The following is a 19,076-nucleotide window of genomic DNA, read 5'->3' on the forward strand; positions in this document are numbered from 1 at the left end:
TAGTGAAAACCCCGCTCAAATATGAGCGGGGTTTTCTGATCCATTCATAGTAGAGGCTGTTATTGGTGCTGTTTTTCAAGCACATCCAAATCAATGCCGAATTCTTCCTTCAATACACTTTGTTTTTCTGCAGCCGACAATTCTGTCTTTTCCTTTTTCCCATTTTCAGAACGCGTCAGCTGACTGCCTGATAACGTCACCCGGCCATTTTCAGTAGCCCGTGTAACTAGGTCATCATGGGTAAAAGGAGACTCCTGTGAAACCTGGTTGAAGACACAGCCTTCGTGAAAATCAGCCAGCTGTTTTGCTTCTATGGAAAATCGGTATAGTGTTTTCTCCGTATCTTCGGTTTCACGAATCAAGTCGTAGTAGACTTCATCAACGTGTTCAACACGGTAAGTGCCGCTATGGTCTGTATGCCGTTCACCGCCGAGCGGAATTGGGCTGATGGTGGAATCCCCGAATCCAGCATCAACCAGATAGAGGGTATCGAGCTCAACGAGAATCGCTGCATGGGTATCGGCTTTCGACCATGTACCGTCGGGTTTTTGTACAGTAGCGGAAATCAGTTTTGCATCAAATCCCAATTCATTCAGCAGCCAATGGAACAAACCATTTATTTCGTAGCAATAGCCGCCGCGGTGTTGATTGACGATTTTGTCGTAAATGCTATTGATATTTAAATAGATCGGCGTCCGGCGGATAACATCCAAATTTTCAAAAGGGATATTCTGCATATGCAAAGACTGCAGCTCAGCCAAGTTCTGCAGGTAATGCTCCTGTACGGGTGAAGCTTTGAATCGCTTAAGGTAGTCGGTGGTATTCATATTTATTATTCATTCCTTTCGGTTAGTCGAATGGGTATATATTTTATTCTGTGAAATAAACATTCATTCATTATAATAAAAGAGTGTAGAGTTTGCTCCTGCGTGGTATAGTGAATAAGTATGTGAATTTAAAATGAATATCACAAACTGAATGACTGTATGAATGCTGTTCAAAAAAATAGGAAGCAGGGTGATGGATTTGGTATCCACTACGGATGTTGCTAAGCATGCAGGTGTTTCGCAGACCACGGTTTCACGTGTGTTGAATAAACCCGATCAAGTGAAAAAGGAAACTTATGATAAAGTGATGGCTGCTGTAACTGACTTGAATTATTCGCTGGATGGGAATGAAGAGGCAGTTCCAATCATCGAAAAAACCAAATCAATCAGCCTGATTGCCGGACCATTGGATGACCCGATTTTCATCGGTGCTGCTCCAGCTATTATCAACTATGCAAAAGAACGGGGCTATCAAGTAAACGTTCATTTTGTTACAAAAGAGAATGAGTTGGAGACTTATGACGCCGTTTTGTCCAGCAAAACCGATGGCATTATTTTGGCTTCCGTACTCCTTGATGATGTAAGCCATAAGAGACTGGTTGAATCAAATATCCCATTCATCCTGTTGAATTCGAACCATCCTGGTAGCCAACACTCAATTGGCCTGGACAATATCGAAGCCGGATATCTTGCGGCCAGCCACCTGCTTACCGCCGATCATCAGGAAGTGGCTTGGGTGGGGGGACCTTTAAATAGCTCCACCTATAAAGACCGGTTTTTAGGCTTCATTCATGCGCTTCAGGAAGCGAAAAGCAAAATACGCAAAAAACGATTGGTGATTACCGATACCGATAAATCTTCTCTCTATGCAGTTTATCAGGATCTGCAGAGTTTGAAGAAAAAACCGACGGCTATTGTGGCGGCTACCGATGAAATTGCCATCCAGCTGTTGGATTTCTATCAGGAAGACGGATATCGGATTCCGGAAGACATCAGCATCATCGGTATCGGAAATTCAGAAATCGGTCAGCATTCAGCATTCGGACTGACTTCTGTCGGTTCAGCCGATAGCCTGGCTAATCTAGGTCAGGAAGCCGTGAAAAGACTTTTTGATATCTTGACGCTCGATCAAGATGAAGCCTTTCATGTAAACCGGGAAGTTCTTCTTTATGAGCGCAAGACTACTGTTCACGGATAGGTGATGAAACTGTACGGAATGCAGGATTCATTTTCTGCATCCATTATAGTCTTACCCTGAAAGGAACGGAGATTAACCCATAATTAAAAAGCTGTACTGGCAAAGATGCCGGTACAGCTTTTTTCAGTGAGTAAAAACCCACGGCAAAGTCCGAGATACGGGTTCATTTCTTTCATTCTGTTCTGCATAAATGGATGGAGTTGCTTATTATTTCATTTCTTTATGCGTAAAGGGACACTTCCCCTGTATCGGTTCACTGTCGTCGCCGATGAAAAATTGCTTCCATTCGTTATGTTCAGGGTCTCCGAAATGGCTGATATCCGGGTGTGTCGGCAAATGATCCCATGCCTCTACACGCTGCCGCACTTTATCGCGTGACATGACGCCGCCTTTTTCGGTTCCTTTTAATCCTTCAAAGATGCGGCGGGGCTGGAATCCTAAAACCATTGCGTTGCCGAGGTCCCGGGTTTTCCGTTGTTTATAAGCCGGTGTATTGCCGAAGATGAAGATCGGCTCTCCCTGGAAAGTGAAATCCCATAGATAATGGTCCGGGTCGCGTGGTGCTTCTTCCGGCCATTCCATTTCATCTTCATCATGCAGGTATTGGAGAATATCCCAGAATTGCTGGCGGTAGGTTTCCAGTGAACCTTCTTCCTTGAATGGTTCAACAAAAACAAACAATCCATGCCGCTTGTGTTTCGGATCATTGAATAGCGTCAAAAATGATTCAACGGCGGCAGGCAAGTTGCTCCAGTCGTCTTGGGTGATATAAGCGTAGCGCAATTCTCCCTTCAGTTCGCCGCTCATCCCGAAATAACATGGAAAAGTCTTATCCGTTACGGTTTCGTGAAAGGTTTTGTATTCGGCCAGCAACCATTCAGGCAAGTCTGTCCGTACTGAAAAATCTTCTTTCGTCAATAAAGCTGAGTGGGTTGTAATCATCAAATATTCCTCCATATGCATAAAATAGCGTCTTCCTTCTACTTCCCTAAGAAACACAGGACAAAACAAAAACGGCTGAGAAAAATCACAGCCGTTTCATCAATTGAATTAAAAAGCTCCGGAACCGCCACCGCCGCCTCCGACTCCACCGCCTGCAGGCATAGAGCCTGTCCCGCTGGCTGAAGCACTGGTGCTGGAATTCGCAGCGATGAAAATACCCGTCAAGAGGACTGGATTGTAGAACACGCCAAACTCTGCAAAAACAGATTCACTGTAGGCATTGGTGAAGCTCTGCGTTTTCGGATTGGCCGATTTTTCGTCCGCTCCCAAAACGTAGGCATAGGCACGCATTTTTTCATCCTGCGTCAAGTTTTCCCAGTCTGAAGCATCCAGATTTTCCATGGCAGTACGCAGTTGTTTCCATTCTTCCCGTATCTCGTGGCCATCACGGGTAATCGGGGAGTAGAAGCAAAAAGCGACAAAACCGATTCCAATGAAGAGAGAAAAGAACATCAACGGCAATAGATCCATTACCCCGAAAAAGATGCTTGCTGCAAATAAGGCAAGCCCGATCAGTCCCACGGTCCAGCGCAGCAACGGGTGCTTGCCGTATAGGTCATGTTGCTTCACTTCTTCGACGACGCCCTGCTGCCAGGCCGTGATCGATTCGTTATAGGAAGAGTGGTTCAGTTCGTTATTGGTATAGGTTTCAAGATCCTTGGTTGCAAAAGTTTCGCCATCCCCGACTTTATCGAATAATAAGTCGATCAATGTCGCCTCATGCGCATGTTCCGCATGGCGATCGATCAGCCGGAAGTGTTCTTCCGACAATTGCTCTACATTCTTTTTGCGCACCAGTTCCATTAAGGCGGCTGCTGTTACGGCAGGCGTCAAGATGGAGGATTTGGTGAAATACAAGGTCGCCGGAATACTCATTTTCTGTTTGGGCACGAAGAAGGCGCTTGTACTTGGTTTTGCTTGCTGTTTGGTTCTGCGCGCACGGTTCCACCCCCAGGCGGCAAGTGCAAGCAGCAAAGCCCCGGCCCCCGGAATCAGTCCATTGCCGATGAGAGAGCCGGTGTCCCGTCTTGCCGCAAAAGCGATGGCCTCATCTTCCAAACGTTCTTTTTCATCTGCCAATTCCCCGCGGATAGATCCATCCTGCTCGGGAAGGGCGGGGAAGAGCTGAGCGTCAAAGATGACACGGACATCTCCGTTAGATCCTTCCGGCACGCGACCCATATCGAAGCGGACCGCTCCATCGTCCTGCAGGCTGCCTGTTTGATAGGCTTCATCATAGCCGACAAAATCCGTTTCTTCGGAAGGAGCGGGAGGGGTGACCGTAATGGTCATTTGTCCGTAATCACTTTCGTTGCGGTCATCGAAGAACGGCCAGTAGAATTCGGCGCCGTCTTCGAATTTGTCCACAGCATCCTGGATTTCGTAGTGCAATTCGATGGTTACGGTTTCATCTTCGCCTGCACGGAAGACCTTGTACAGATCGCCTTCCCGTTCGACTTCCAATTCCTGGCCGTTTTCATAACCGCTGAACTTTTGGATCGAGCTTCCTTCTTTCGGAGCGATTTCCCGTGTGATGCCGTTGAAGTCATCTTCAAATTCATATGTGTGATGTTCCACCACATCCACGGTGCCGTCTGTGTTCACCTGTGCATCGATAACAACTTCAGCAATCGAGAACTCGACGGCTAATGCCTGCAAGGGAAACAGCATGAGAACCAGCAGCGTCAAAAAACAGATAAACGGTTTTTTTCTGTGCATTTCCATCACCTCTTTCTCTATTTACGAGAATCTCCATAAAAAGTTTCAGAAAGAACAATCAGCGAAGAACGCCATGAGGCAAAATTGCATGAACGCCTTTGACCCCATTGACGACTTGGGTGACATGCAGATCGACTGCGACACTCGATAAGGCAGTCGCTTCTGTCCGTGAAATGCTATAGAGCTGTTGCATAAACGAAATCATTTCAGCTAAAGCGACAGCTGCAGCTTCGTTCAGGTCTTCATTGAATCCGAATGTAATCCATCCGGCGGGTGTGTTTGCACGCGGCATCGATAATGTCCTGTCTTTATGGAGAATCAGCGTGATATCCGCGAGATCCATCGGGCATTCAATTGCAGTTCCGGAACTTTCCCCATCACCTTGAAGGGCGTGGCCATCTCCCAGTGAAAACAACGCACCCTCCACAGATATAGGCAGAAATAAGCTGCTTCCCGGCACCAATTCCTTGCAGTCGATATTGCCTCCGAAATACGCAGGTGGTTTTGTCGGAAAAGTTCCCGCTTCCTTTGGCGCTACGCCCATCAACCCTAAAAAAGGGGACAAACCGACTTTGAATTCCTGCCCGGCGAGTTTACAGCTGCCCGTCATCCGTGCGGCATCGAGCCTCCAATCCACCTGCAGCCGTCCGCTGTCTGAGATGCCCAACTTGTCATTTTGCCAAGCCGGGAGACCGCCTGCCCAATTGCGGCCGTACCAGCCTGGGATGAGTTTATTGGTGCGCACTTCAAGCACCATGCCGGGTTTCGCACCTGCAACGGCAATCGGGCCAATGATTGGATGTGCGAGCTTTTCTTCGTTTTCACGCGACGTGAAAATCGTCCGTGCTTCAGTTTCGGCTGCCGAATAGCCCCATTGGATATCGATGGTCTTCAACTGGATGGTATCGCCTGAATCGACGGTTAGAATCGGGTTATAATCCCGGTTAAAGGAAGAATGAAGGTGCTTTGAATCGAGTGGAATGGAATGAATCACAGAACTGCCCCTTTCTATTAAACAAACTTTCTGTCATTACGGTAATTATAGCAATGAAGCTGGCAATAAAACAAAAAATGGCCTTGCTGACCTGAAGAATGAGGCGACGGAGAACAGGCACACAAATTTTCCTGAAAATAAATAAGCGGCTGAAACCCTAAGGTTCCAACCGCTTTGTCATCTAGTCAATCTCTATTGCTTAAGTTGGATATGGTTAATCCTGATGCCATTCCATTAATACCTCACCGATTTGACGATGATTGATCACCAGGTCGGCATAATCATCAAGCGGCGTGGCTTCCTGATTGACGATGACCAGTTTCGCACCGTGTTCCTTGGCGATGAGCGGGAACTGATTGGCTGGTGTCACGGACAAGGAAGACCCGAGAACGATGAATAATTCTGCACGGCTTGCTTCGTCAAACGCCGACTCGAATGGCTGTTCCGGCAGCATTTCCCCGAACAGCACGACGGAGGGGCGCAAAATGCCGCCGCAATTGCAGCGGTATGAACCGTCGAGAAACGCTTCGCTGTTGTAGGAGGTTCCACACGATTGGCAATGGACCTTCTGCAGCGTGCCGTGCAGTTCTGCCACATTTTTGCTGCCGGCCTGTTGATGGAAGCCGTCGACGTTCTGGGTGATCACCGACTGGATCCGGCCTTGCCTTTCCCATTCCGCTAAAATGCGATGGCCGTTGTGCGGACGGTATTCCTTTACACCAAGCACACGCTTCCGGTAGAAATCGATAAACTCGTCAACATTCCTATTCAGCGCTTCGACACTGGCAACCTGGCTGGGGTCTTTTTGCTGCCATAAGCCCTGATTTGCCGAGCGGAAGTCAGGAAGCCCGCTCTCCGTCGACATGCCGGCACCGGTAAAAACCACTGTATGTCTTGAATTGGTCAGCCAGTCTTTAATCAACAAAACCACTCCTTTTTTGAATACCCATTTTACCGGGTTGGCCATGCCCGTTCATCTGCTTCAATAACACCCAATAATTTGCTGCGGCGTTGCTGCAGCTCTTCATAAGCTTGTAGATAATCTTTTTCCGGCATCAATGGGATTCCTGACTGGCGAAGAAACTCAAAATCAGGAAGAGATGGATTGTGTTCCGATGGACGATAAAAGGATTTATTGAGCGTTTCCAAATATTGCTGGACGCTGGAGCGCGCATTTTTCAAAAGCAGCCTGTTGGGGTGGTGTTCGGCAGGTATACTGTATTTAATGAGGCTCAGCGTTTCGTCCAGAATCGCAACGGCTGTCGGCATGGCAGATTTTTTGCTCACTGCATGATAATAATGCAACACAGGATAAGCAATATGCTGAGTAGTCAAAGAGCCCAATTGCTCCGAATAAGTATCCAGCAATAAATCGAAATCGTGGAAGTCGTCTCCATTCCATGCGCTTTCGACCAGTTCCTCAGCGGTTTCACCCACACCATGGATACTGGAAGCGAAAGATCGCTTCATCGTAACTGCACTCAAGATAGAGATTAAGTAAGTGACACCAAAGGTGATGAACAGCATGCCCGTGCCGGTAGCAAGAACAGAAGCGATTTGCCAAACTCCTTCTTTCGGACTGAAATCACCGTTGCCCAGCGTAAAGATCAAATAGCCGGCAAAATAGACGCGGTCGAACCAGGAGATCGGGTCGGTTCCGCTGGAAGGCGAGATTGAATCCGCCAATCCGGCGAAAATGAGTGTCCAGCCGCTCCATAACATGAAAATCCACATGGCCAGCGTGGCACTCAAAACAAAAGGACCTGCTAAACTCAATGCTTTCGAGTGGTCTCCCGCGATTGCTTTGACCGTTCTCCAGACCAATGATGACAAGCGGTCTGTAACCGGTCCCGCTCCACCATCGATCCATAACGTGGTCCACGTGAAATCGATGATGCACAGGACAATCAGCACGATTCCTGCGATTAAGTAAACCATATCCATTGGAGTTCCTCCTTATGTATATACTAAATGAAATATTGAAAAAACAGCCTTGTTTTTTATGATAATGCCTACAGTTCAAAATGTAAAAAAAACGACGTTGCCTGAGGCTTATTCAATAGGTCGAGTGCCGAAATATGTTAAAATAAGAGAGAAAATCAGCAAGAAGGGACGTGCAGCAGATTGGTTAAGATTCGATCCGGTGCCCTTTTTGGAAGAGCACCTTTTCTCGCTTCGAAAAAAATTAAAACCCCACTTGATATAGAAAATATCGTCATACTAGGTGATTCTGTGGCTTACGGCTATGGCACCCAAGGCGGCATCGCCAATTATTTGAAAGAAACCTTCCCATCAAGCCGCATCACCAATCTCGGCATAAATGGATTGACCAGCAGCGGGCTCGTCCAAAAAATGCGGACAGGCTCCTGGCATAAACCGCTCGAACAGGCGGACCTGGTCCTGTTGAATATCGGCGGAAATGACTTGCTCCGCGGATTCCGAGACGGCGGAGCAAAAGGATTAATTCGGCAGTTCGCCATTCTGAAACGGACTTACCGCCAAAACCTGCTTCAAATATATGCATATCTTCGACAGGCCAATGACCAAGTCATTATCGTCCAGAACAATCTGTATAATTCCATGAAAAAGGATGTGCAGTATTTTGGCTTCACCAACCTGCTATTCCGTCTTTGGAATACAGCAATCGGCGAAAAAGGGGTCATCGTTTCCAAAACTGATGCGATGGGGAAAAACCCATCCATCTGGCTTGATTCCATTCATCCGAATGATGAAGGCTATAAGTTGATGCATGAATTATTGCTCCATACGCTTTCGACAACAGGATTCACCATCCTGCCGAATAAAAAATAAGCAATTGATGAATGATGAAAGTACAGGGTATTCACCCTGTACTTTTTTCTTTTGCTGAAAAGATTGAAGGATGTTCTCTCTGCGAGGATAATAGAAGTATAAATTGATGTATAGAAGAAAGGGGAAGAGGATGAAGAAATCGGTCATTTTATATTCAGTATGGGCAGTCCTTTTTCTGATTTTACAGGCCTGCAGCCAGCAAGAGGACCAAGAGGAGCGTGTACAGATGGATGAACTCATTGGGAATTGGGAAGGGGCGATTCAAGTGCCGGGTCAGGCATTGCCGATCGCCGTCGAGTTTGACGGGGCCACTGGAGCGATTTCAATTCCTGTACAGGGGATTCAAGGTTTCCCCCTTTCAAACTTTGACTTTATCGATCCGGATATTCACTTTGAAATGAGTATTCAAAATCAATTGCTGGTCTTTGATGGGGAGCTTTCGCAAGACACCATTGCCGGCACATTTACACAGCAAGGACAATCTTTTCCGTTTGAACTTTCCAGAACGGCTGCAGCTGAGGAAGAAGCAGGAACACGCGCAGAGATAGAAGTGGAGGGAGGGGGCATGACAGCCCTTATACTGACACCTGAAGGCGAGGGGCCGTTTCCCGTCATGCTGTTGCTGTCAGGGTCCGGACCCACCGATAAAAACGGCAACTCCCTGATTACTGTCGGAAAAAACAATAGTTTGAAGATGGTTGCTGAGGCACTCGCTGCAGATGGAATCGCCACAATCCGCTGTGATAAGCGCGGGATTGGGGATAATAGTGGCTTGATGGTGGAAGAGGAAGCTCTGCGGTTTGAAGATTATATCAAAGATGCTTCCGCGTGGATCGGCTATGCCCAATCACAGGAAGGATTTTCCTCTGTAGGGGTTATCGGACACAGCGAAGGATCTTTGATCGGCATGATTGCGGCAGAACAACAGCAGGCAGCATCGTTTGTTTCATTGGCAGGTCCAGGGCGCCCCGCTGATGAAGTCCTGATGGAACAGTTAAAGGAGCAGTTGCCTAAAAATCTGCTGGATGAAGCGCACAGCATTTTAAGTGAGCTCAAGAAAGGGCGTCTGGTCGAACAGGTCAGTCCGGAGCTCGCCAGCATCTTCCGGCCTTCGGTCCAGCCTTACCTGATTTCCTGGATGGCGTATGATCCCCAGGATGAACTGAAAAAGCTCGACATGCCGGTCCTGGTCGTTGGCGGGACCACTGACCTGCAGGTGCCTATCGGTGATGCAGAGCTGCTGGAGAAAGCGCATGATCAGGCTGAATTGCTGATCGTCGACAACATGAATCATGTGCTGAAAAATACCTCTACCGATCCAACGGAAAATCTGGCAAGCTACGGCAATCCTGATTTGCCCCTGGCAGAAGGACTGATGGAAGGGATATTGGAATTCCTGAAATAAACCTGAAACGCCTTCCGTAAGCCGGAAGGCGTTTTTTTCAGTTGAAACGAGCGGATCATTTATCGGGACACGTAGTTGGAAATGGTTTTCTTGTATTTCCCAAAAAAGATTGACTATTTTAAATTAAAATACTAATATAAAATATACTTCTAGTTCCAGAAAGAAGAATCTTGATATGGAGATATAAAGGGGGAGGTATAAAAAAGAAGGAACATTTTTTGTTATATCGAGAAAGCGTTTACAACATAGAATAGGGGTGCACCATGTTTACATTTTTGATTTCCATCGTCATTTTGGTGGTGGCATATTTTACATACGGTAAATTTATCGAAAAACTGTTCGATCCGGTCGAAGCGAGAAAGACGCCGGCTTACGCGAATGCGGACGGTGTGGATTTTGTTCCGATGAACAAGCATAAGAACGCGCTGATCCAATTATTGAACATTGCCGGTACGGGGCCGATTTTCGGTCCCATCATGGGTGCGTTATACGGCCCCGTGGCATTTCTGTGGATCGTCATCGGCTCGATCTTTGCCGGAGCCGTACACGATTACTTGACCGGTATGATATCCATCCGCAACAAAGGTGCGCATATTCCGGAGCTTGCCGGCAAATTCCTGGGGGCTGCTTCGCGGCACATCGTCAACGTTTTCGCTTTGTTGCTGCTGTTATTGGTCGGTACGGTATTTGTCACGACACCGGCATCGCTGCTGTCGATCTTACTGGATGGCAAACTTGCAGTCGGCATCATCATCGTGTTCATCTTCATCTATTATTTCCTGTCGACAATCTTGCCGATCGACAAAATCATCGGCCGGCTTTATCCATATTTTGGTGCGGTATTGTTGATCGGAACAATCGGTGTCGGCGTTGCACTATTGTTCTCTGAGTACAAAATACCGGAACTGAACTTTACGAACATGCATCCCGGCGAGTTGCCGATCTTTCCGATCCTGTTCTTTACGATCACTTGCGGAGCGTTATCCGGATTCCACGCGACACAGTCACCGATCATTTCCCGGACGGTTGAAAAAGAATCCCAGGGCCGCTATATCTTTTACGGCATGATGATTGCAGAAGCCATCATCGCTATGATCTGGGCCGCCGCCGCGATGAGTATTTTTGACGGTCAAACGCTAAGCGGGCTGATCAATTCCGGAACGCCGTCAGCGGTTGTCAACGAGGTGTCCATGACGCTTCTTGGTGCTGTAGGCGGTACGATTGCCGTTCTCGGCGCCATCGTATTGCCGATCACTTCTGGCGATACGGCCTTCCGCGCTGCGCGTTCGATCATTGCGGATTACATCAAGATCGATCAAACGAAACTGATGAAACGCCTGCTCATCGCCATACCGCTTTTCATCATTTCAGCGGTCCTGACGCAAGTCGATTTCAATCTGCTGTGGCGTTATTTTTCCTGGGCCAACCAGGCGACGGCAGCGATTGCCTTATGGATCGCCACCATGTATCTCTACATTCAAGGCAAGAACTACCTGGTGTCACTTGCGCCAGCGATTTTCATCACCTATATGGTATTCGTCTATATACTCAACCAGAAAATCGGTTTTAATCTGGATCTGAACCTGTCCTTCATCATCGGTCTGGTACTTACCGGCATCATCATTGTGATGTTCTACACCAAAGCCAGAAAAAACCGGAAAGCGGAAGTTCAGACGGTCGCAACGGTCGAATAAAGAAAACTTCATCACGGGAATCTATGACTCCCCTTTACCGCTAAAGCAGGCTCAAGCAGCCTGCTTTTTTCTTTGCCACTCACTTGCTGAAACCCTTTTTGAGCCAACAAAAATAAAAAACTCTTTATTTATCCTGTTTTTTTGCTAAAATAAGAAATTGAGATGATTAGAAGCTTTCATAGAAAAAGCCGGTCGCTCTTAAAAAGGGAGGAAGCGTCAATTTCTAATAATTGGTTATGGTTGCCGGTATTGATCTTTATGATGAATGGTTTCCGCTACGCAGAAATAATGATGCATAGCAGCTTGAATACTTATCAGGTCACCTTTTTTTCATTGAGTATCGTCGGCATCGTATATTTGCTGTGGGTAATTTACAAAGAAAAACTAGTACGCAACAAACCAACCGGTAAGCGGCATTTTAAAATCTGAATAGCGGTATAAAAACGGCTTGCCCCATTTCTACTTGGGACAAGCCGTTTTTATGGTTTCTGGTTCAAATAGGATAATGTTCATCCTCAAGCAAATCTTTCAAAGCCTGTTTTTCAAGGTTGATTTCGCTCATTGTGCGGATGCCCATGCGGCGGATCAGCGACAGCGGTGGACACCAGCCCTGAAGTGCATGCTGAAGCATGAATGCACTGACAGCACCGCTGAAGTAAGCCCATTTTTTGTCGACAGTAAGGGCCATGATAGAAGAAGCCAGCGCAAGGGAAGCCATATTGACTTCCAAGACACGTTCGGTATCCCATTCTTGTTCCAGCTCAGAAATGCGTTGTTCGATCGCCTCAGGATCTTTTCGCTTGAATGTGTTGATGCGGGCTTCGGTTTCCCGTTCGATTTTTTGGTTGATGTGATCGGGCGTTGCGTTATTGACCTTCGACTGGGTCGATGGCAGTGTTTCGATTTGCGCAGTCATATCGGATTCCTCGCTTTCGGTGTTTTTACTAGTATAAGTTGAACTAATAATCTTCGCCTGGTGATATTCCACAAATCAACTTCGCTAGGAAGTTTGGATTATTTACTCTGCTTCGAAGCTAGCGAAGCGATGCTGAAGCAGGAGTTTTACAACTCTTACTTAGGAACTCTATCCAAAGCGACTGAAGCAATGCGTAAAAGCTAGATTCTTATATAGTATTCCGCAACGGGCTCCCGCTAAACCTTTTTGAAGGATAAATCTCTTTCCGTTCCAAGCGGAATCGGCTGCATGGGGTGCGTGAACACTAGCTTCAATGCTATAATTGCAAGACCAAAATGAAAGGTTGCCAAGCTTGGAATCGGTCCATCCAGTCTGGCAGGAAAGGGGGAATAGGCATGATACGCGTATTGTTTGTTTGTCTCGGAAATATTTGCCGATCCCCGATGGCAGAGGCTGTTTTGCGTGAGCAGCTGGACCGGCAGGGATTGTCGCATAAAGTAGAAGTGGATTCAGCCGGTACCGGAAACTGGCATGTCGGCAATAATCCGCATCCGGGAACATTGAAAATCCTGAAGGACAATGCAATCCCCGCGGATGGCATGAAAGGGCGCCAGCTGAATAAGGATGATTTCGACAAGTTCGACTATATCATCGGGATGGACCAAACCAATATAGCTGATATCCGCTCGATGCTCGGCCAGCCGGAACACCCGAAAATTCTTCGTTTCCTGGATTTGACCGACCACCTGAAGGATGTGCCGGACCCTTATTACACAGGGGATTTCGAAGAAACGTATGAACTGGTGAATGATGGCTGTGAAGCGCTGGTGGCGAAAATTAGGAAAGACTATGAAATCTGATAAAAAAAACCATCGAAAACGGCTGGAGATTCATTTTCAGCCGTTTTTTATGATTCTTCGAATTTTGCCCAGACCTCAGGAAGCAAGTCCGTCAGTTCATGCGCCAACAGGGTGTGGGGAGAGCGGCTCCGAGTCCATTCGTCTGCGCAGGCTCCGTGCAGATGAACGGCGTTCAGCACCGCATGCTTCCAGTCGCTGTGGCTGCACAGCATCCCGAGCATCATGCCGGTCAGCGTGTCTCCGGTGCCTCCTTTGGCGAGGGCGCTGTTGCCGGTCGGATTGGTCCACGTATCGCCGTCCGGAAAAGCCGTGAGGGTGTTTTTGCCTTTCAGGACAATCGTGGCGCCTAATCTCCCAGCCCATTCAGCAGCGTGATAAGCCCGGTTTTCTTGCAGTTCGCGTACATCGACGCCAGTGATGCGTGAAAACTCAGCTGGGTGCGGGGTCAAAATGACAGGAGCCTCACGCTCGGGGTAAGAACGCCTGCTCAAAGCACCCGCATCGGCAATCACAGGAAGCCCACTTTCAAGAAGGACGCGCACGGCATCTTCTGTCAATGCGTCCGGATTAGTACCGGGTCCGATTGCCGCTGCCCGGTAGACATCGATAGATTCTTTTTTTTCTGCGATCCGCCGCATGCCATCCCGCAGATAGGTGGCTTCGGGAAGACGTGGGACAATCATCGCCATCGCTCCCGCTTCTGTTGCGATGACCAGCTTGCCGACACCGCTCCGCATAGCGCCAAGTCCGGCGAGAAGTGCAGCGCCTGGCATTTCTTCAGTTCCAGCAATCAATAAAGCAGTGCCATAGCTTCCTTTGTGGCTGTTTGCGCCTCTTTGGGGAAGTGCCGCTTTTACGTGTTCCGCCGTCCAAAAAGGCGGTGTACCAGTTGGTGGGGCCATTCCTGCTCTCCTCCTGTTCGTTGAAAAAATTATATTTTATTTACTTATAGTTTCTAAGTTACTCAAGAATTTCATGGATTGCAAAATATTCGTCAAAAAAACCGGGTGTTCTGATAATTCGAGGAACTGTTTAGTAATCCAGCCCATGAAGTATGAAAGTGCTATAAAAGAAGTCAGGAAAGGACACGCTGGTTTTAACTAATGTACAGCGGTCCTGAAAAGCAGATCCTATTAATGGGCAGGCAGGTGAATTGAATGATAGAATATTCTTATTATGACTTAAAGTTCGATAAAGCAAAGGGGATGGAAAGAATGGAAGACAAACAACCGATTCACTTGAATGAACGCATGCACCTGATCGACGGATTTGACTTGGGGTTGCCGGAGCGGACGGGTACTTATGTCATCGACGAAAAAGAACTGACACTGGTGGATACCGGGCCAAGCCCATCGGTCAAACACGTAAAAAAAGGACTGGCAGCGCTTGGCTTTGCCCTGGAAGACGTCAAATACATAATCGTCACCCATGTCCATTTGGACCATTCCGGCGGGGCGGGTCTTTTATTGCAGGATTGTCCAAACGCCAAGGTAGTGGTCCATCCGAAAGGCGCACGGCATCTGTCCGATCCAAGCCGCCTGATCGCGGGGGCACGGATGGTGTACGGTGAACAGTTCGATCAGTTATTCGCTCCGATTGTCGCCATTCCGGAGGATCGTCTGCTCATTAAGACAGAAGGCGATGGACTCGAAATCGGTCCTTCGTGCACGCTTGAATTCTGGAATACCCCAGGACATGCCAACCACCATTTCAGTATCTATGATCCCGTAAGCAACGGGGTTTTCGCCGGCGATACAGTGGGGATCCGCTATGACCAATTGGTTCGGGAAGGAATTGAGCTGTACCTGCCTTCGACATCGCCCAACCAATTCAATCCGGAAGCCATGCAAAACGCCATTAACCGGTTTTCTGCCGCAAAGCTGGATGCCATCTATTACGGCCATTTCAGCAAATCCGACCAGCCTGAACAAGCGCTGCGCCAATCCGAGGAATGGCTCCAGGTTTTTCTGGAAGAAGGAAAAGCGGCAATGGCTGCACAACTAGCACCTGATCAATTGGCCGAGCGTATGTTTGACCGGGTTCAGGCTTACTTAAGAACCCAAAACGTACCGGATGACCACGAAGTCTATCCCTATATCCGGCTGGATATGCAGGTCAGTTCCATGGGGATTCTCGATACCTTGTCAAAGCAGCAACAAGTTTAGACCTGTGCATTTATGCACAGTTTTTTTTGTGTGACCCTTCGCGTCAACCCAAAGATAAGGAATCTGGATTAAAGAATTCTGGAGAGGGGTATTCTAAATGTAACCACAATCATAAGGAGGAGCCAGAACATGAATAAGGATAAGAAGAAGAACGCCGAAGAAGAGGACAAAGAAGAATTCACCGGTACTCCTGAAGAGCAGCTTCCTGATTTTGAAGCGGAAGAGCAGACAGACCGGCAAGAAAAAGAAGAAAAAGAAGAAAACGATACGGATGAATAAAGTTATTCATGTACTTTTTCAAAATTAGGAGATAGAAAGAGGCGCCGGGCCTATTTGTTCGGCGTCTCTTTTGAAATCGCCCCAGAATACATCTTTAAAATATTCATAAAAATTATGAATAATAAAGAATGGCCTGAATTTTCTATTGAATATTCATTATAATTATTCATAACCCTTTTTTATTTTTAGGCTGTTTATTCCCCGTCCTGTTAGGGGTAAAGAAAAAGCGTGCAAGTTTTTCGTTGAAACAATAATGTATGGGACAGATTAGTGAGAGGTGGAGTTTTACATTATGCAAGTATTGACAGAAAAAACGGCTTTTATCACAGGAGCGGGAAAAGGCATCGGCCGCGCAACGGCGCTGGCTTTGGCGAATGAAGGGGTCAATGTTGGGCTGATTGCGCGTACAGAAGCGGATTTAGCAAAGCTGACTGCTGAAATCAAATCGCTTCGTGGACGTGCAGCATATGCAGTAGCGGATGTTTCCGACTTAGAGCAGGTGGAAGCGGCCGTGAAAAAATTGACGAAAGAACTTGGAACTGCAGATATATTGATCAATAATGCGGGAATCGGCAAATACGGCCCGTTTTTGGAATTGGAGCCGGAGGAATGGAAACGGGTCATTGACGTTAACTTGATGGGCATGTACTACGTCACGAGAACTGTCCTGCCGCAGATGATCGAAAAAAACAGGGGAGACATCATTAATATTTCCTCAAGTTCAGGTCTGCGCGGAACAGCTGGATCGAGTGCCTATAGTGCTTCGAAATTTGGTGTGCTGGGAATGACGGAAGCTTTGTCGCAGGAAGTCCGCAAGCAGAACATTCGCGTTTTTGCTTTGACGCCGAGCCGTGTGGTAACGGATTTGACGCACAAGGAAGGCGAAACAGCTCAGGAAAAAGAAAAGTTCATGCAGCCGGAGGACCTGGCGGAATATATGGTCGCGCAGTTGAAATTGCATCCGCGGATCTTTATTCCAACATCAAGCCAGTGGGCAACCAACCCTTTTTAAGCAAAAGAAAACGAGCCAGGGAAAAGATCCCTTGGCTCGTTTTTTATTTTGCGGAAAGTTTCTTAACATAATCTTCAACTTCCTGGGAAGTACTGAGCGCCAGGATCTGGTCTGTATGCTGGGCCATTTCCGCTTTGGAAAGTTTGCTGATCTGTGAACGGGCTTTCAGAATCGATGAAGCGCTCATCGAGAATTCATCCAGACCCAGTCCGAGAAGGATCGGGATCGCAATTTCGTCCCCGGCCATTTCCCCGCACATGCCGGTCCATTTTCCTTCGCGGTGAGAAGCGTCAATAACCATTTTCACCAGGCGCAAAATCGCCGGGTTGAATGGCTGATACAAATACGACACACTTTCATTCATGCGGTCAGCGGCCATCGTGTACTGGATCAGGTCATTGGTGCCGATCGAGAAGAAATCCACTTCTTTGGCGAAAGTATCCGCCATGACAGCGGTCGATGGAATCTCGACCATGATGCCGACTTCAATCGATTCGCTGACTTCCACGCCTTCAGACTGCAGTTTCGCTTTCTCTTCCAGCAGCAAGGCTTTCGCAGCGCGGAATTCATCGACTGTCGCAATCATCGGGAACATGATTTTCAAGTTCCCGTGGACGCTGGCCCGAAGCAGGGCACGCAGCTGCGTCCGGAACATATCCGGCATTTCCAGGCACAGGCGGATTGCGCGCAGGCCAAGGAATGGGTTCAGTTCTTTCGGCAAGTCCAGGTAGGACAGCTCTTTGTCGCCGCCGATGTCCAAAGTGCGGACTACGGTTGGTTTGCCTTGCATGCCTTTTAAGACAGCGGCGTAGGCTTCAACCTGCTCGTCTTCTGTCGGGAACTGGTCGCGTCCCATATAAAGGAACTCCGTGCGGTACAAGCCGATCGCTTCGCCGCCGTTATCGACGACGCCGGCAATGTCTTTCGGCGTTCCGATATTGGCACCGAGTTCAACGGCTTGGCCATCCGCAGTTACGGTGGCTTCGTTCTTCAATACGGCCCATTCCGCTTTTTGCTGGTCATAGGCCGTTTGCTTGTTTTTGTATTCTTCGATGACGCTGTCTTCCGGGTCGATCAGAATCGTCCCATCCAAGCCATCGACGATGACCGTCATGCCGTTCTTTATGTCGGCCATCGCCGTTTTCGCGCCGACCACGGCGGGGATTTCCAGCGTCCGCGCCAGGATCGCCGAATGGGAAGTGCGTCCCCCGATATCGGTGATGAAGCCTTTGACGAACTCGGCGTTCAATTGAACGGTATCGGATGGGGTCAAATCTTCCGCGATGATGATGACTTCGTCTGAAATCATGCTCGGGCTTTGGATCGTGACGCCTAACAAGTGGGCAAGAACCCGTTTTCTGACGTCACGGATATCCGCGGCGCGTTCTTTCATATAGTCATTGTCCATTGCTTCGAACATGGAAATGAACATATCCGTCGTTTCCTGCAAGGCGAACTCCGCATTGACTTTGTCCGCGGTGATGCGCTCGGTAATCGGTCCGACCAGTTCAGGGTCGCTCAGGACCAGCAGGTGAGCGCCGAAAATCGCCGCTTCCTTTTCGCTGATCTGTTCTGCGGTTTTCTTTTGGATGGCTTCCAGTTCGGTGATCGATTGCTCCAAGGCGGAAGTTAATCGCTCCAATTCACTGTCGGTATCCGAAATCGTCCGTTTGTCAACATTCAATTCCGGATTTTCCAAGCGAAAAGCTTTAGCGATGGCGATGCCATTTGATGCTGCTATTCCGGACATTGTTTGTGTCATTGGTTTGAGATCCCTTCTGCTTTCATGACGTCGGCCGCTTTTTCGATGGCTTCGTTTTCGTCTTCGCCATCAGCTGCGATCGTGACGACTGAACCGCTTGGAACACCCAGGGACATAACGCCCAAGATGGATTTCAAGTTCACTTTTTTGCCTTTGTGTTCGATTGTGATATCCGATTTGAATTTTGACACCGCTCCAACTAATGCGGATGCCGGACGTGCGTGCATACCTGCTTCATCTGTAATTGTAAATTGTTTTTCGACCATGATTGATTTCCTCCTTTTGTAGGTGCAGCCATTTATGTATCCACTGACCGATTGTGACGGGTTTTGAGTGAATGTAAATTTTAAAATGGCGTTTTTTGATTGCTTATGAACGATTATGATTGATTGTGGAAGCGATTTCAAGTATTATCTATTTAACAGAACTTTT

At 47.8% G+C, this 19,076-nt stretch carries 18 protein-coding genes; 8 read left to right on the plus strand and 10 right to left on the minus strand.

Going from position 1 to position 19,076, the window contains the following annotated elements:
- Positions 1 to 59 precede the first annotated feature (59 nt).
- Positions 60 to 827, minus strand: a complete 768-nt coding sequence (locus K8U60_RS11095) for an arylamine N-acetyltransferase family protein (RefSeq protein ID WP_223638720.1) — start codon at positions 825 to 827, stop codon at positions 60 to 62.
- A 193-nt stretch (positions 828 to 1,020) separates the two neighbouring features.
- Between K8U60_RS11095 and K8U60_RS11100 the strand changes: the two genes are divergently transcribed.
- Entirely contained in the window at positions 1,021 to 2,025 is a 1,005-nt protein-coding gene (locus K8U60_RS11100; RefSeq protein ID WP_223638723.1) for a LacI family DNA-binding transcriptional regulator, read from the plus strand.
- A gap of 207 nt (positions 2,026 to 2,232) precedes the next feature.
- Here the strand turns inward: K8U60_RS11100 and K8U60_RS11105 are convergent, their stop codons facing one another.
- The 5 genes from K8U60_RS11105 to K8U60_RS11125 form a co-directional block, all read right to left on the minus strand.
- The gene (locus tag K8U60_RS11105) at positions 2,233 to 2,967 is read right to left on the minus strand and encodes a YqcI/YcgG family protein (RefSeq protein WP_223638726.1); all 735 of its coding nucleotides are present in this window, start codon (positions 2,965 to 2,967) and stop codon (positions 2,233 to 2,235) included.
- Between the two features lie 108 nt (positions 2,968 to 3,075).
- Positions 3,076 to 4,746: a DUF2207 domain-containing protein gene (locus K8U60_RS11110; RefSeq protein WP_223638729.1), complete on the minus strand. Its 1,671-nt coding sequence runs from the start codon at positions 4,744 to 4,746 to the stop codon at positions 3,076 to 3,078.
- Positions 4,747 to 4,804: 58 nt separating this feature from the next.
- Positions 4,805 to 5,740: an acetamidase/formamidase family protein gene (locus K8U60_RS11115; protein ID WP_223638732.1), complete on the minus strand. Its 936-nt coding sequence runs from the start codon at positions 5,738 to 5,740 to the stop codon at positions 4,805 to 4,807.
- 214 nt (positions 5,741 to 5,954) lie between these two features.
- The gene (locus tag K8U60_RS11120) at positions 5,955 to 6,662 is read right to left on the minus strand and encodes an NAD-dependent protein deacylase (protein WP_223639339.1); all 708 of its coding nucleotides are present in this window, start codon (positions 6,660 to 6,662) and stop codon (positions 5,955 to 5,957) included.
- Between the two features lie 29 nt (positions 6,663 to 6,691).
- A complete protein-coding gene (locus K8U60_RS11125) occupies positions 6,692 to 7,684 on the minus strand; it encodes a potassium channel family protein (RefSeq protein WP_223638735.1) in 993 nt (330 codons plus the stop codon).
- Between the two features lie 180 nt (positions 7,685 to 7,864).
- Here K8U60_RS11125 and K8U60_RS11130 point away from each other — a divergent pair, with 180 nt between their 5' ends.
- From K8U60_RS11130 to K8U60_RS11140, 3 genes are all read left to right on the plus strand, one after another.
- On the plus strand, positions 7,865 to 8,551 hold the full coding sequence (locus K8U60_RS11130; protein ID WP_223638739.1) for a GDSL-type esterase/lipase family protein: 687 nt from the start codon (positions 7,865 to 7,867) through the stop codon (positions 8,549 to 8,551).
- Positions 8,552 to 8,681: 130 nt separating this feature from the next.
- Positions 8,682 to 9,956, plus strand: coding sequence for an alpha/beta hydrolase (locus K8U60_RS11135; protein ID WP_223638742.1), 1,275 nt, complete (start codon positions 8,682 to 8,684; stop codon positions 9,954 to 9,956).
- A gap of 263 nt (positions 9,957 to 10,219) precedes the next feature.
- The gene (locus tag K8U60_RS11140) at positions 10,220 to 11,650 is read left to right on the plus strand and encodes a carbon starvation CstA family protein (protein WP_223638745.1); all 1,431 of its coding nucleotides are present in this window, start codon (positions 10,220 to 10,222) and stop codon (positions 11,648 to 11,650) included.
- Between the two features lie 493 nt (positions 11,651 to 12,143).
- Here K8U60_RS11140 and K8U60_RS11145 read toward each other — a convergent pair whose 3' ends face one another.
- The gene (locus tag K8U60_RS11145) at positions 12,144 to 12,566 is read right to left on the minus strand and encodes a YgaP-like transmembrane domain (protein WP_223638747.1); all 423 of its coding nucleotides are present in this window, start codon (positions 12,564 to 12,566) and stop codon (positions 12,144 to 12,146) included.
- A 395-nt stretch (positions 12,567 to 12,961) separates the two neighbouring features.
- Between K8U60_RS11145 and K8U60_RS11150 the strand changes: the two genes are divergently transcribed.
- Entirely contained in the window at positions 12,962 to 13,426 is a 465-nt protein-coding gene (locus K8U60_RS11150; protein WP_223638750.1) for a low molecular weight protein-tyrosine-phosphatase, read from the plus strand.
- A 47-nt stretch (positions 13,427 to 13,473) separates the two neighbouring features.
- Here the strand turns inward: K8U60_RS11150 and K8U60_RS11155 are convergent, their stop codons facing one another.
- The gene (locus K8U60_RS11155) at positions 13,474 to 14,328 is read right to left on the minus strand and encodes an NAD(P)H-hydrate dehydratase (protein WP_223638753.1); all 855 of its coding nucleotides are present in this window, start codon (positions 14,326 to 14,328) and stop codon (positions 13,474 to 13,476) included.
- 312 nt (positions 14,329 to 14,640) lie between these two features.
- Here K8U60_RS11155 and K8U60_RS11160 point away from each other — a divergent pair, with 312 nt between their 5' ends.
- The 3 genes from K8U60_RS11160 (at position 14,641) to K8U60_RS11170 (ending at position 16,882) form a co-directional block, all read left to right on the plus strand.
- Positions 14,641 to 15,591 (plus strand): MBL fold metallo-hydrolase, encoded by a 951-nt coding sequence (locus tag K8U60_RS11160; RefSeq protein ID WP_223638755.1) that lies wholly within the window; start codon positions 14,641 to 14,643, stop codon positions 15,589 to 15,591.
- A gap of 129 nt (positions 15,592 to 15,720) precedes the next feature.
- Positions 15,721 to 15,870 carry a hypothetical protein gene (locus tag K8U60_RS11165; RefSeq protein ID WP_223638757.1) on the plus strand — a complete coding sequence of 50 codons (150 nt, stop codon included), beginning with the start codon at positions 15,721 to 15,723 and terminating at the stop codon, positions 15,868 to 15,870.
- A 292-nt stretch (positions 15,871 to 16,162) separates the two neighbouring features.
- Entirely contained in the window at positions 16,163 to 16,882 is a 720-nt protein-coding gene (locus K8U60_RS11170) for a 3-ketoacyl-ACP reductase (protein WP_223638759.1), read from the plus strand.
- A gap of 43 nt (positions 16,883 to 16,925) precedes the next feature.
- On the opposite strand, the gene ptsP is transcribed toward K8U60_RS11170, so the two are convergent.
- Both ptsP and K8U60_RS11180 read right to left on the minus strand, forming a co-directional pair.
- Complete coding sequence (ptsP, locus tag K8U60_RS11175) at positions 16,926 to 18,644, minus strand: phosphoenolpyruvate--protein phosphotransferase (protein WP_223638761.1); 1,719 nt, start codon at positions 18,642 to 18,644, stop codon at positions 16,926 to 16,928.
- Entirely contained in the window at positions 18,641 to 18,910 is a 270-nt protein-coding gene (locus K8U60_RS11180) for a phosphocarrier protein HPr (protein WP_223638763.1), read from the minus strand. The genes ptsP and K8U60_RS11180 overlap by 4 nt, the downstream gene beginning before the upstream one ends.
- Positions 18,911 to 19,076: the final 166 nt, after the last annotated feature.

This window comes from Planococcus circulans, assembly GCF_020023385.1.
GTDB lineage: Bacteria > Bacillota > Bacilli > Bacillales_A > Planococcaceae > Planococcus.

Coding starts and splice junctions, on each gene's coding strand:
- K8U60_RS11165 (WP_223638757.1), top strand. CDS start 15,721: ATGAATAAGGATAAGAAGAAGAACGCCGAAGAAGAGGACAAAGAAGAA.
- K8U60_RS11110 (WP_223638729.1), bottom strand. CDS start 4,746: ATGCACAGAAAAAAACCGTTTATCTGTTTTTTGACGCTGCTGGTTCTC.
- K8U60_RS11095 (WP_223638720.1), bottom strand. CDS start 827: ATGAATACCACCGACTACCTTAAGCGATTCAAAGCTTCACCCGTACAG.
- K8U60_RS11105 (WP_223638726.1), bottom strand. CDS start 2,967: ATGATTACAACCCACTCAGCTTTATTGACGAAAGAAGATTTTTCAGTA.
- K8U60_RS11180 (WP_223638763.1), bottom strand. CDS start 18,910: ATGGTCGAAAAACAATTTACAATTACAGATGAAGCAGGTATGCACGCA.
- K8U60_RS11135 (WP_223638742.1), top strand. CDS start 8,682: ATGAAGAAATCGGTCATTTTATATTCAGTATGGGCAGTCCTTTTTCTG.
- ptsP (WP_223638761.1), bottom strand. CDS start 18,644: ATGACACAAACAATGTCCGGAATAGCAGCATCAAATGGCATCGCCATC.
- K8U60_RS11150 (WP_223638750.1), top strand. CDS start 12,962: ATGATACGCGTATTGTTTGTTTGTCTCGGAAATATTTGCCGATCCCCG.
- K8U60_RS11140 (WP_223638745.1), top strand. CDS start 10,220: ATGTTTACATTTTTGATTTCCATCGTCATTTTGGTGGTGGCATATTTT.
- K8U60_RS11125 (WP_223638735.1), bottom strand. CDS start 7,684: ATGGATATGGTTTACTTAATCGCAGGAATCGTGCTGATTGTCCTGTGC.
- K8U60_RS11100 (WP_223638723.1), top strand. CDS start 1,021: ATGGATTTGGTATCCACTACGGATGTTGCTAAGCATGCAGGTGTTTCG.
- K8U60_RS11145 (WP_223638747.1), bottom strand. CDS start 12,566: ATGACTGCGCAAATCGAAACACTGCCATCGACCCAGTCGAAGGTCAAT.
- K8U60_RS11170 (WP_223638759.1), top strand. CDS start 16,163: ATGCAAGTATTGACAGAAAAAACGGCTTTTATCACAGGAGCGGGAAAA.
- K8U60_RS11160 (WP_223638755.1), top strand. CDS start 14,641: ATGGAAGACAAACAACCGATTCACTTGAATGAACGCATGCACCTGATC.
- K8U60_RS11155 (WP_223638753.1), bottom strand. CDS start 14,328: ATGGCCCCACCAACTGGTACACCGCCTTTTTGGACGGCGGAACACGTA.